The sequence below is a fragment of the Sphingomonas sp. PP-CE-1G-424 genome (assembly GCF_004341085.1).
Classification (GTDB): Bacteria; Pseudomonadota; Alphaproteobacteria; order Sphingomonadales; family Sphingomonadaceae; genus Sphingomonas.
In genome coordinates this window covers 763,139-775,705 of sequence record NZ_SLXW01000001.1, presented here as the reverse complement: position 1 = coordinate 775,705, position 12,567 = coordinate 763,139, and the positions used below count along the sequence as shown (strand labels likewise).

The window sequence follows — 12,567 nt, the reverse complement described above, 5'->3', positions numbered from 1 at the left end:
CGTTCATCAACCGTCGGATCACCTTGCTAAACCCGCTTGCTTGGGCGGATCGTAACGACCGTGAGCTGATGGACCTTGACGCCAGCACTACCCCAAGACGGGTTGCCTTCGCGTATTGCATGGCAGAAGGAAACGAAACGGCGCATCATTGGCAGGTTTTCGCTGACCGAGGCTTCGGCGTGTGCATCGCAGCGATAAGGCGAAGCTTATCGAAGCGGTTTCGCTCGATCCCGCTATTAAGTACGGCCCGGTGAGTTATGTAAATTGGCGAGATCTCATCTTGCAGAAACCGTTTCATGCCCTACCGTTCATTAAGCGGCAAGTCTATCGGGCTTAGCGCGAGTACCGGCTTGTAGCCGTTCCCGATGCGCCTTTCGGAGAACTTAGTTACAATCTAGCAATCCCGCTCAATTGCATCACGAGCGTTACCATGAGCGGGGAGGTCGCTGCCGCCCACTTCGAAACTTTCAGGGGGTTAGTCCGCACTCTTCCCGATTGTGGCAAACTATCAGTACGCCATTCCGGTCTCCTTCGTAACCGACGGTGGGCTGAGGCTGTCGATGCGGCTCGCACGTATCAAACCGTAGACGATGCCGTACCTGATCCAGCTTAAGCAACCAGATTCCCGCGACGAACATGCAGACCCCCGCGCCATTGTCTGAACGAAGGTCCGCTAATCGCCGAGCGCTGCTTGAAACCGGCCATTCCGGTTTCCACCAGGATTGGTGGCTAAGTGCGACGTGTGCAGCCGCTTCCCATGATACTGACTTGTGACCAGCAGACCGTGTCTGCATCGACTTTAGGCAGGTCGAGAGCGTCTCGAAAATCAATTTTTCAGATGATTCCAAGAACCGGGTTGTCATGTTTAATATGCGTTGCAAGCGGACAATTTGATACTCGGCGCCGAGGCAATATTACGGAATACAATGATAATCACATGTGATTACTGGTGTGGTATTTAATCGCATTATAAAGTTATTAACAATGGTACAAAATATAAAGCATGAGGATTTAATTTGAAGATATCGCAAAGCGAATATATCAGAGAAAGGTTACGAAATATATTTTCGTCAACACTTGTAAACAGTTTGGCCATTTATATTGACACCATAACTAATTGACGGACGCATGGTTTCATGATTCAAATCGCTTGTGGGTCGTGAGGGCAAAGCGCCGCTGCGACTTGGCGCAAACGACTTCCCAGTGAGGCAGACAATGGGCGGCGAAGATTGGCACGGACACATCAAATGGGCGCTGGAGCGCCGTGGCACTTCGCTGTCGCAGATCGCCCGCGATTTGAGCGTCAGTCCCAGCACTGTCACCAGAGTTTCCAAAGGCCTCGTGCGCTCGCGCCGGGTGGAAGAGGCCATCGCCGCAGCGGCAGCCTTTACGCCTGCCCAGCTCTGGCCTGCGAATTATCCGCAACCAGCTGGAGGTGATCGATGATGTCGTAGCAGATAGCCGCGCGAACGCGCGGAACTATTACAAGCTACGGAAATGAAAAGGCCCCGCCGGGTGCAACCAGCGAGGCCCATAGAAGATCAAGGACCTTACTGCCCCTGATCTCCTTCATTCCGTGAAACCTGTCAAGGTTCGGCCCCCCCCCGGATCATGCCCCCTCACGTCCATCGCATCCGATTGCGAGATGGAAGGAACGATCGATGACATTCAAAACCACAGGCCATGCTTACGTGGCAGACCCAGCATCCAGTGCTAATATCGCCCCGATTGCCAGTTTCACCCGCGACAAACATAGCGATGCGCATCATGTGCGGATGATCCGGGCTGACGATGGCGGCGCGCTGCGCACCTTCAACGGCGGACTCGCGCATGAAAATGGCTGGTACACAAGCCGTAAGGCCGGACGTGTTCTCCACTGGCAGGGTGCGGCGCAGTACGATTTCCTGACACGCGCCGAGGTGGAGTTCACGGTGGTTCGGGTCGCGTCAGAATCTGTGCGCTTTGAATTCACGCGGCGAGGCAAAAAGCAGGTTTACACCATCGACGTCGAGCTGGTTGCACCTGATGGCACCGTCACGCTTATAGAGATCAAGCGAGATGAGCGTGATCTTGCCGATCCGGAGTATCGCGCGAAGCTGACGGCGGTTCATGAAATTTGTGATGAGCGCGGCATCCGGTTCAAGGTCATCCTCCGCCACCAGATCTGGGACAGCCTCGTTCATCGTCGCAATGTAATGCTGTTTTGTTCACGCAGGTTCGTGACGATCCTACCGGAGCATTTGGAGCGTCTGGAAGCTCACGAACGGCTGGTGGGCACGAATGCTACCTTCGGAAGCGCCGCCAAAGCGATCGCGCCTAACTGCCCACGCACTGGCGAAGCCGTGCTTCAGGCGCTGACGGTTGCTCGGCGCATTGAAATCGACCTTACCCGTTCGCTCTTGGATACTACGCCGGTGACCATTCACTGAGGCGGCGGTGTCTGCCCGGGATCCGATCGCCTCAATGGTCTGGGCCACTATCCATTCTAGATCCGAAGCGCCTGTCGCCGGCATCATCTCGATGCCGACCACCTACCGGCGCGTTCCAAAAGGTTAGAATTCCATGGCGCACATCCGCTTTTCTCCCGGCGCGATCGTCGACGTTCGCGGAGCCGAATATCATCCTGCCTATGCTCACGGCCGGGTCCAGCTTACCCACCTGATCACGGGCGAGATCCTCAAGTACGAGCAGAAGGACGGATCGCTCGAACTGCCGACCGTCGAGCAATTCCAGCTTATGCAGCACGGTGGAGATGCTGTGACTCGAACGCCGCGTTCATCCGACACAATCCGCAATTACAACGATAGCGCAGAATGGACCCGCGATCAGGCGGGCGCGATCTCTGCCCGCGCTTTGCGTATGGCGACCGCTTGCCAAATGCTGGACGAACGGGGCGTTCCGCAAGGCACTGGTGCCATCAAAGCCGCCCTCGACGACTGCTGGACGCCCGAGTTGGCCCATCGATTCGGACAAAAACCTTCCGCATCGTCGGTGAAGAATTGGCGAAAGAACCGCGGCAGCATCGGAAATCGCCATCCTCGTCACATGGTCCCGCTGTCCGGCAGGCGCATCGTGCATTCGCCGAACGGCAGCATCGATCAGCAGCTCCTCTGGACATGCGTGCTCGAGGGCAGGAAGGCGGGGCGCCACGTCGCGGACATCCATGCCGATTACGCCTATCGGCTCAATCTGGTGAATGACGGGCGTCACCCGTCCATCGACAAGCCGCACGAGCCTTTTGAGGTCTGCTCAGAGCGCACCGTGCGACGCCGTTTCAACGAACTAGAGTCGGACAAGACCTTGGCCACCTCCATAGAGGTAGAGGCCGTCAAGCAGGATTGGTCAGGAGCGGGCAAGCCGCTCGCGGCTGATTTCGTCATGCAGTATGTGATAGTGGATCACACTTGGCTCGACGTACATGTCGTATGTCCGGCCCTGCAGATGGTTCTTGGACGACCGTGGCTGACACTCGCTATCGACGTCAAAAGTCGCGCCATCGTCGGCCATCTGATAACCTTCCAAGATCCGTGCCGATGGTCGGTCAGCGAGATATTGCGGCGCATCGTTCTGCCCAAACGTCCCCCGCCGGCCATGACAAGCCGATATCCGGTTCTTGCGATGCTTTGCGGCAAGCCGGGCTGCCTGATCCTCGATAACGCCGTCGAATTTCGTAGCCACACGCTCGAAGCGGCAGCGCGGGATGCGGGATTTTCCGTTCGGTTCTGCCCGATCAAGCAGCCAACCTACCGAGCGATTGGCGAGCGTGCGATCAAAACTCTGAATGATCAGACAACCCGTCTGCTGCCAGGGCGAGCATTGACGCTGAACGATGCCAGACGTTGGGGTTACGACGCCGAGGCTCAAGCCATCGTCATGCTCGATGAGCTGGAGGCGATCGCGAACCAGATCATAGCATCCTACAATGTCGAGCCGCATGACGGCCTGGGTAGCCAGCAGCCTGCGCTTGTATTCGAACGTGATATCAATCGCTTCGGCATCAATGACTTCGCGGACTTTGCATCGTTTGCGCGCGACGTGATGGAGGTGCGCTCCGGCGCGCAGCTTTCCCCCTCCGGCATTCGTGCCTTCAACCTGCGCTATCATGAGATTCAGGCGGTGCCGGAACTGTTGCGCGACCTTGTACCCATCGAGCCGCGCCGCCAGCGGCGCAGCGATGCCACCGCGACCGTCGAGTTCCGCTACGACAGTATGGATATCAGTCGCATCCATGTCTGGAACCGCAAGACCCGGAAATATGTCGAACTGATGTGCGCCGACGAGAGATACAGCAGCGGCATGCCCTTGTGGCTGCACGAGCAGATCGAACGCGAGGCGCAAAAGCAGGGGTTGGCGTTCAATACGCAGGAGGAGCGGATGAACGCCCGCGGGCATCTCATTGACGCTATCCGTAACATCAGCCCTGGCGACCTTGCAGCTTCACGAAAGCGCCTGGCCACCCTCATCGAAGTGCCACGCATAAGGCAAACTACAGGAAACATCGTTGATCTGGTCCACACGACGCCCTCTTCGGTAACGCTTGGTGATTTCATCGCCAATGACCGCGCAAGGTTGACCTCGCTCGACCAGGACATCCTCTCATCACGACCTGATCCGCGTACCAAACCGGCCAAATCGGCGCTCGAAGGTCGCCGCGAGCATGCCGCGACGGGGCAAATCGAACTCGACGCCCCGGCTCGCAAGCGCCGGCTGCCTATGACCAAGGGGGGGTACCAATGACCGAACGGTTCAGCTCTGCCCCCGAGCAGGAGACGATCGCCAGCGCAGCCACCCGCGTCGGCAAGGCCAAGGCGCGGTTTGATGCCATTCGCGTAGATTACCCACCTCAGACGGCGGTTGTTGCAGCGCTTGATGAGATGCGCATTGCAGCGATAGGCCGCCCGGCACATGCTCCTTGCGGTGGAGCCATGCTTGTCGCGCCCCATGGTTGCGGCAAAACCGAGTCCATCGTTGCACTTCGCCGTCTCCTGGAAGTATCGGCCGACGAGGGCTGCAAACCGTTGCTCCATGTCGAGACAGCTGGGGCAGGGACGACCGACTCCCTGCCAACCTCAATCCTGCAGGCTCTCGGAGCAGCTAGGCCGGATGTTGGCACCGAAAAGGCGCGCTGGCCCAGAGCGATCGCGGAGATGCGGCGCTGCGGTGTGCAGATCGTCGTCTTCGATGAGTTCAACCGCGCCGCACGTAGACCTCGAATGAGCCGTTCGATCGCCACGGCGATCCGCGAAAAGATCATGGACGCTGGTATCGCGCCGGTAGCCTTTGTCGGCTCGGAAGATGCCGGTTCGGTCCTGGCCCAAGTACCCGAATTAATGGAGCGGCTTGACGATGACATCGATCTGTCGCCGCTACGCTGGGACACGAAAGGGGACCGCGCCCTCTTCGTAAGCTTCCTGGCCGATCTGGACGATGCGATGGTGGATGCAGGCATTCTGGCTTGCCTGTCGGGTCTTACGCACGAGGGTATTGCGCGACCGCTTTGGGAAGCATCGGCGGGCAGGGTGCGGCGCATCTGCAAGATCGTGCGTGCCGCCATGGCGGTTGCCCTGCACGATGGCCGGGGCTCTATCGATCGGAACGATTTGGCAGAGGCAGTCGATAGCTACTGCATCCCGCGTGATTTCTGCCTGAGCAACCCGTTTCTCAGGCAGTCTGGGCAATGAGCGCCGCTCTTTCGTCTTGGCGCGTAACGCGCGTTCTTCCGATAATCCCGGGGGAATCGTTGGATGGCTATGTCGCGCGCGTTGCGGCGGCTCATCACATGCCGCGAATGGCGAAGATCACCGAGGTCACGGGTGACATTCAGTCGGACCGCCCTCATGCCTCCTTCTGCGACGATACGGGTCTGGAAATCCTTGCCGACTGTCTGGGGGTCAGTCCTGAAATTACCCGGCTGCATTCCCCGCTATGGTCACCCGATGCAAGAATGCTCAATCTCTTCGGGACGGCCGTACCTCGGGAGTTTCTGCAATTTTCCTACAGGCGCTTTTCACCCAAGGCATTGTCGATGTCCGCGCATCATCGTGGCCTATGGCAGGTCCGCCAACTCCCGATCTGCACTGAAACATGGGAGTATCTTGAAGAGCATTGTCCGAACCCGTGCTGCCGTCGCCGTCAGATCTGGCGACGCACGGCAGGCATCGACCTATGTGATTATTGCGCAGAACCACTTACGCGGGCCCAGGCAATACCAGTGCCCGAAAACCTGCGTGAATGCCTTGGGATGCTCGTCGGCTTGATACACCATGACCCGGACAGGCGACGGATCGCCCGGTGTCATCTGCCACCCGATTTGGCCGAGTTGAACGGTGGACATTTGCTCGAACTCGCTTGCACGCTCGCTCCAGTCGTCGACCGGCGGGTGACTTCCTTGTTCGGCGACAGATCGCTTTGTCTCGACAGTGCTCGGAACCATGTCGTTCCGGCCCTTGCAGCGACATGGCCCTTTCTGGCTGGCTGGCCCGGCGCGATCGAGCAGCATGTCGCCGAAAAGCTTAACGTCGGTGGTCGCGAGAAAGGTGGTAGTACCCGCAAAGCATTTTATCAGGTGCTGTGCGATCGCGATGATCCGCGACTATCGCCTGTCGTCCAGAAGGTTCTCTCCCAACTCGTTGAGCGATGCCGGGCTGCACGCTTAAGTGGCGTTACCATCGCTGAAATGACGAAATTGACCGGTGCGGACCGGCCAACCCTTTTGGAAATGCGCAAGGCGGGCAAGTTGCCTTCGTTCCTGGCGCTTGACGGGATCAGGTTGCAGGTTCTCGTCGATCGAGAAGCGGTGGCGCCAATGCTCACACCCAAAAAGCCTCGCCTGCGTTTAGTTCATGCTGCCGAGATGCTCGGTACGCCGACGTACGCTATCCGCGAATTGGCTCATCTCGGCTTGGTAGCAGTTGCATCCGTACCGCCGGGCCGTGGAGACTCTCAGCAGCTCGCCGTGTGCCGAGACAGTTTGGAGGCTTTCCACGGCAAGTTGTCTCGCCGTTTAATCCGGTCAAAAGGGGGATATCCAATTAGGCTTACCGAGGCAATGCGGGGGATTGGCGGGTATTCAAAGCCTTGGGCGAGAGTGCTTGAAGCGATTGCGGAGGGCGACTTGGCGGCAAGCTCGGTTGATGGGGATGAGCCATTGGCGCAACGTATAACGGTTAGATCTGAGGGCATTCTCTCACTCGAATGTTTTCAGCAGACCAAAGGGATGGATTGGAGCGGCTGCATGGTAACAAAATCCGACCTTGCTGAGATTATGAACATCAGCCCCCCTCATTTTAGTCGCCATTCCGAGTTCCTGCTTGGACCAGGCCCCGCTTTTCGGGAGATAACTATGGATACAGCTCATGAATTAGCCCGAAGGTATATCAGCACGAGTGAGATGAGCCGAAAATTACGCTTGTACCGGCGCGCAGTTGGCAATTTCGCTAGGATCCATGGAGTTAAACCTCAGGCTTCGGGCTTGTTCAGCCGTACTGAGGCCGAACAGCTTTTACCGGGTCTGCTCGTTAGCTGACACTGTGGTAGGGACCACAGCGGCATGATCGTTGCAGCCATTCGTCGCTTGTCCTGATTTTCGCGACATCTGTGCGAGAAACCGCGCTGTGAAACGTCGATAACGATTGGCGTATATTGCGGGCACTAGATGCTATCCGACGTGATGACGGGAAACACATGATAGGCGACACCCGGGCGTAAGCTTTTGCCAAACCAAACGCCCCGTAGGCTTTAACAATCGACAAACCCTGTCGCTTTGATAGTTTGTGTGGAAACATGCTTTTGAGGGTTTGTCGTACATGCTGGTCGGATACATGCGGGTATCGTCGGCCGACGATCGCCAGACGGTCGATCTTCAGCGCGATGCGCTGGTTGCAGCTGGCGTCGATCATCGTCATCTTCATACCGACAAAGCATCAGGCGCGCGTGACGATCGACCGGGGCTTAAAGCCTGTCTCGACTATCTGAACGCAGGCGACACGTTGGTCGTTTGGAAGCTCGACCGGCTCGGACGCTCGCTACCCCACCTTTTGGCGATCGTTACAGACCTGAAGGGGCGAGGCATCGCGTTCCGGTCCCTAACTGAGCAGATGGATACAACCACTCCCCACGGCGAGTTACTGTTCTCTATGTTCGGCGCATTGGCACAATATGAGCGTGCGCTGACGCGCGAACGGGTGATGGCGGGACTATCCGCGGCCAAACGCCGGGGCCGCCAGGGCGGCCGCCCGCCGATGATTGACGTTGAAACACTCGAACGAATTACGGCCGCGTTAGATGGCGGGGCCAGTAAGGCGTCTGTCTGCCGAACCTTTAAAGTGCCGCGCTCCACCCTACTTGGGACGCTTGCACGGATCGGCTGGACCGCGCAGACGAAAACTTAAGTCCCTGGTCGGCTTTGGGTTCTTCTCGCACGGGCGTCTCTCATAAGTATACTTCAAAAGGCCGATGCTCTGATCAGGCGGTTCGAGATGGACGGTCGTAACGATTCGGATGCAGAATCCGGGACGCGATGAAACGGGCTACCGCGTTCCGAGAGCTCGCCGTCGGCGTAGTACCTCGAATGCTCCGCTTGCTTTAGCGAGCGCAACCTCCACCGCGTGCAGATCACTTGCAAGTCCCAACTCAGGTCGCGCAGCCATGGTGAGCACGGCAGAGAGCACAGCATCGGACTCGCGCGCTAGCCTCACCAGATGATGGCCGCTGGGTCCGACATTCCCGCTCAGCCAGTTCCGCGCCGTACGGTCGGACGCTTCTGTCCATCGCTGAATCTGCTTAGAGGCTCCGGCGCCTGTTCCAATCTCGGTCCGCAGGGCTTCGCTGATCGCAGCAATATAAGCGGCTTCGGTCAGCCTCCCTCCCTCATTTTGAAATCCCTTGCCGGTTTTCGGAAACATGTTGCCGTCCCTTTCAGGATAGTGGCGGCGGCGGGCGCGCGCGCCTTTGGTGAGAGGCCGCTAATGGTTATCAACTGGAACACACCCGACAATGACGAGTCACCGGTGCCACCACGCATACGAGCGGCTGAATACGTCCGCATGTCGACCGAGCATCAGCAATACTCGACCGACAACCAGGGGGTTGCGATCCGGCGCTTCGCTGACACGCATGGCTATGAGATCGTCCACACCTACAAGGACGATGGGAAGAGTGGCCTCAATCTCTCTGGCCGCACAGGTCTGAAGCTGCTGCTCGCTGACATCGAGGCAGGGCGTACCGACTTTCAGGCGTTGCTCGTTTACGACGTAAGCAGGCTCGGCCGCTTCCAGGATCCGGACGAGGCCGCTACGCATGAACTGCGTATTCGCGCTGCCGGCATTCAGGTCGAATATTGCGCTGAGCAGTTTCGCAATGACGGCAGCATCAGCTCATCGATAATCAAGACCGTCAAACGCACCATGGCAGCCGAATACAGCCGCGAGCTTTCGGTTAAGGTGTTCGCGGGACAGGCCAACCTTATACGGCGCGGTTACCGCCAAGGCGGTGCCGCCGGCTTCGGGCTGCGCCGGCTCCTCGTCGACGTGAATGGCGAACCTAAGGGCGAGCTCGGCCGCGGTGAACACAAGAGCATTGCGACCGATCGCGTCATCCTCGTGCCAGGGCCGCCTGATGAGGTGGCCCTAGTCCGAGAAGTCTATCGACTGTTCACCGATGCGGAGAAGTCGGAGCGTGACATCGCTAACCTGCTCAACAAGCGCGGGCTCGTCACCGATCTTGGACGCGCCTGGACCAGGGGCACCGTCCACCAGCTACTCATCAACGAAAAATATGTCGGCGACAACGTCTGGGCGCGCACATCATTTAAGCTCAAACGGAAGCACGTCTTGAACACTGAAGATGAGTGGATCAGGGCCGAGGGCGCGTTCACGCCCGTCGTCGACCGGGTCGTTTTCGCGCGAACACGCGCCATCATCGACGCGCGCTCTGCAAGGTTGAGCGACGAGATGATGCTTGCGCTGCTGGCATCTATCTTCAGCACCAAGGGTATGCTGACCGGTCTTATCATCGACGAAGCCGAGGAGGCACCGTCGAGTAGCGCCTATCGTAGCCGCTTCGGCAGCCTGCTGCGCGCCTACGAGCTGGTCGGCTTCGCCCCCGATCGTGACTATCGCTATTTAGAAATCAATCGGAAGCTGCGGCAGCTCCATCCCGCGATTGTCTACGATACAATGGCCGCGCTGGAGCAGGCCGGCGGCACCGTTGTTCGCGACGCTGACACCGACCTACTCACCATCAACGGCGAGTTCACTGCGTCGCTAGTAGTGGTGCGCTGTGCCCAGACCGCGGCAGGTACACTCCGCTGGAAGGTCAGGCTTGATACTCCACTCAAACCCGACTTGACGGTTGCGGTACGTATGGCACCGGGTAACGAGCTTCCCCGCGACTACTATCTCCTGCCCCGGCTCGACATCGGTGACGCCGTGCTGCGCCTATGTGAGCATAACGGCCTGTCGCTCGACGCATATCGGTTTGACGATCTGTCCGCCTTTCACCGCATGGCGGCGCGACGTTTGTGGAGGGCTGCCGCATGAGCACCGCCCGCCCCGCTCAGCGTGTGGAATGGATCCCGCTCGAGCGGATTACCGTTGTTAATCCGCGAGTCCGCAACAAGCGTTCGTTTACGGAAATCGTCGACAATATCGCTCAAGTCGGGCTCAAACGACCGATTACTGTCACGCGTCGAGTGGAGGCAGACGGGCCCTTCTACGATCTCGTTTGTGGTCAAGGACGCCTTGAAGCGTATCAGGAACTCGGACAGATCGAGGTGCCTGCCCTCGTCGTGTTAGCCGATCCCGAGGATTGTCTGATCGCCAGCCTGGTCGAGAATTGTGCCCGGCGCCAGCACAGTGCGATTGACTTGCTCCAGGACATCGGCGGCATGCGCAAGCGCGGGCACAGCTTGCCCCAGATTGCTCGCAAGACCGGCCTCACGCTCGAATATGTAAGTGGCGTCGGTCGCCTCCTCGAAAAAGGCGAACAGCGCTTGCTACGTTCGGTCGAAGCGCGGACTATTCCATTAAGCGTTGCCGTTGATATCGCTGAGGCGGAAGATCACGACGTACAGCGTGCTCTTCAACTGGCTTATGAAAAGGGAACGCTGCGCGGACGTAAGCTGATGGCGGCAAAACGCATCGTCGAAGAGCGGCGCCGGCGTGGTAAGCACCTAAGACAGCAGACCGGTAAGCCGCCAGTTAACCAGAAACTGTCGCCGGCAGCGCTGATCCGTGCATACCAGGAAGACGTCGATCGGAAGCGCGGCCTGATCCGAAGGGCTAACGTTGCACGTGACCGACTTCTTCTTGTTACCGAGGCGCTGCGCCGGCTTAGTCTCAGCGAGCAGTTTACGGCCCTAATCGAGGATGAGGGGCTCGGGACCATGCCCGAGAATCTCGCATTGCACCTTGATCGCATGGAAGCCTCGTCGTGAGCAGTCGGCACACGGCCATCCCAGTCAAGCTGGCTTTTGAGGAGGCGAGCCTTCGCATTCCTATTGACTGCATCATGCCGCTTCGCACGATCTCCGCGTCGGTGAAGAAGTCGGTAAAGTACGGGCAGATCGCCGCTTCCATCGCCGAGGTCGGTATCATCGAGCCGCCCGTGGTCGCTCGAGATGCAACCGATCCCGAACGCTACCATCTGCTTGATGGACATCTGCGTGTTGAGATCGTGCGGGAGCGCGGCGACACTGAGCTCGTATGCCTAGTTGCGACCGACGACGAAGCCTTCACCTATAACAAGCGAGTCAGCCGGATCGCGACCATTCAAGAGCATCGGATGATCCTGAACGCGGTCAAGAAGGGGGTATCTGAGGAAAGGCTCGCGCGGGCGCTGAACGTCGACATTGCCAGCATTCGAAAGAAGCGGAACCTGTTGGTTGGGATTTGCCCTGAGGCGGCTGAGCTACTTAAAGACCGGCACGTGCCCATCCACGTGTTCACCGAGCTTCGTTTTATGAAGCCCGTCCGCCAAGTCGAAGCCGCCATGGCTATGGTCACTATGAACCGGTTCTCGGTAAGCTATGCCCGTTCGCTAGTCGCCTCCACACCCGATGATCAACTCGTCGCCGGCAAGCCGCGGCGCATGGCCGGCCTAACCGAGGATCAGGTGGCGACAATGCAGCGCGAAAGCGAGAACGTCGACCGGCAGCTGCGCGCGGTTGAGCAGACCTACAGTTCTGATCAGTTCGACCTGATGCTTGCAGCCGGCTACGTGAACCGATTGCTTGGTAACGTCCGCATAGTCCGCTACTTGGCGCAGCATCACGCCGACATTCTCACAGAGTTTCAAAAATTGAGCGATCTGCAGAAGGCAGCGTAGCCGAAGCCTCGCCCTTCATAGCGGAGTTAAGAGAGGCGGCGACAGCTTTGGCCCGCATCGGGCGTGCCTAGGTGAGCGTCTTGCCAAAAATGGTAAGGGCGGCACCCGACTTGGCCATCGCACGATCATCAGGATGATACGGGGCCGTGTCATGTCTCAACATGCTCTGGCGGAAGATCGGAATGGCAAGCGCGATCAGGTGCGGTGCGTTAGCTACGGGCTTCAACCTCGGTCAGTGATAAA

The 12,567-nt window shown here is 58.5% G+C and carries 9 protein-coding genes; all 9 read left to right on the top strand.

The window, feature by feature from the left end:
• The first annotated feature begins 1,215 nt into the window (after positions 1–1,215).
• On the top strand, positions 1,216–1,446 hold the full coding sequence (locus tag C8J43_RS03510; RefSeq protein ID WP_133029727.1) for a helix-turn-helix domain-containing protein: 231 nt from the start codon (positions 1,216–1,218) through the stop codon (positions 1,444–1,446).
• A gap of 215 nt (positions 1,447–1,661) precedes the next feature.
• On the top strand, positions 1,662–2,429 hold the full coding sequence (locus tag C8J43_RS03505; protein ID WP_133029726.1) for a TnsA endonuclease N-terminal domain-containing protein: 768 nt from the start codon (positions 1,662–1,664) through the stop codon (positions 2,427–2,429).
• A gap of 133 nt (positions 2,430–2,562) precedes the next feature.
• Entirely contained in the window at positions 2,563–4,737 is a 2,175-nt protein-coding gene (locus tag C8J43_RS03500) for a DDE-type integrase/transposase/recombinase (RefSeq protein WP_121904980.1), read from the top strand.
• The gene (locus C8J43_RS03495) at positions 4,734–5,681 is read left to right on the top strand and encodes a TniB family NTP-binding protein (RefSeq protein WP_133029725.1); all 948 of its coding nucleotides are present in this window, start codon (positions 4,734–4,736) and stop codon (positions 5,679–5,681) included. Before C8J43_RS03500 ends, C8J43_RS03495 begins: the two co-directional genes overlap by 4 nt.
• The gene (locus tag C8J43_RS03490; RefSeq protein ID WP_133029724.1) at positions 5,678–7,525 is read left to right on the top strand and encodes a TniQ family protein; all 1,848 of its coding nucleotides are present in this window, start codon (positions 5,678–5,680) and stop codon (positions 7,523–7,525) included. The genes C8J43_RS03495 and C8J43_RS03490 overlap by 4 nt, the downstream gene beginning before the upstream one ends.
• 280 nt (positions 7,526–7,805) lie before the next feature.
• Positions 7,806–8,390, top strand: coding sequence for a recombinase family protein (locus C8J43_RS03485; RefSeq protein WP_056409626.1), 585 nt, complete (start codon positions 7,806–7,808; stop codon positions 8,388–8,390).
• Between the two features lie 309 nt (positions 8,391–8,699).
• On the top strand, positions 8,700–10,538 hold the full coding sequence (locus tag C8J43_RS03475; RefSeq protein WP_347812494.1) for a recombinase family protein: 1,839 nt from the start codon (positions 8,700–8,702) through the stop codon (positions 10,536–10,538).
• Positions 10,535–11,434: a plasmid partitioning protein RepB C-terminal domain-containing protein gene (locus C8J43_RS03470; RefSeq protein ID WP_056409769.1), complete on the top strand. Its 900-nt coding sequence runs from the start codon at positions 10,535–10,537 to the stop codon at positions 11,432–11,434. The genes C8J43_RS03475 and C8J43_RS03470 overlap by 4 nt, the downstream gene beginning before the upstream one ends.
• 74 nt (positions 11,435–11,508) lie before the next feature.
• Positions 11,509–12,324 carry a plasmid partitioning protein RepB C-terminal domain-containing protein gene (locus C8J43_RS03465; protein ID WP_133029721.1) on the top strand — a complete coding sequence of 272 codons (816 nt, stop codon included), beginning with the start codon at positions 11,509–11,511 and terminating at the stop codon, positions 12,322–12,324.
• Positions 12,325–12,567: the final 243 nt, after the last annotated feature.

What these genes read in the sequence shown, in the direction of transcription:
- C8J43_RS03495 (WP_133029725.1), top strand. Translation starts at nt 4,734, where the DNA reads ATGACCGAACGGTTCAGCTCTGCCCCCGAGCAGGAGACGATCGCCAGC.
- C8J43_RS03490 (WP_133029724.1), top strand. Translation starts at nt 5,678, where the DNA reads ATGAGCGCCGCTCTTTCGTCTTGGCGCGTAACGCGCGTTCTTCCGATA.
- C8J43_RS03475 (WP_347812494.1), top strand. Translation starts at nt 8,700, where the DNA reads ATGATGGCCGCTGGGTCCGACATTCCCGCTCAGCCAGTTCCGCGCCGT.
- C8J43_RS03470 (WP_056409769.1), top strand. Translation starts at nt 10,535, where the DNA reads ATGAGCACCGCCCGCCCCGCTCAGCGTGTGGAATGGATCCCGCTCGAG.
- C8J43_RS03465 (WP_133029721.1), top strand. Translation starts at nt 11,509, where the DNA reads ATGCCGCTTCGCACGATCTCCGCGTCGGTGAAGAAGTCGGTAAAGTAC.
- C8J43_RS03510 (WP_133029727.1), top strand. Translation starts at nt 1,216, where the DNA reads ATGGGCGGCGAAGATTGGCACGGACACATCAAATGGGCGCTGGAGCGC.
- C8J43_RS03485 (WP_056409626.1), top strand. Translation starts at nt 7,806, where the DNA reads ATGCTGGTCGGATACATGCGGGTATCGTCGGCCGACGATCGCCAGACG.
- C8J43_RS03500 (WP_121904980.1), top strand. Translation starts at nt 2,563, where the DNA reads ATGGCGCACATCCGCTTTTCTCCCGGCGCGATCGTCGACGTTCGCGGA.
- C8J43_RS03505 (WP_133029726.1), top strand. Translation starts at nt 1,662, where the DNA reads ATGACATTCAAAACCACAGGCCATGCTTACGTGGCAGACCCAGCATCC.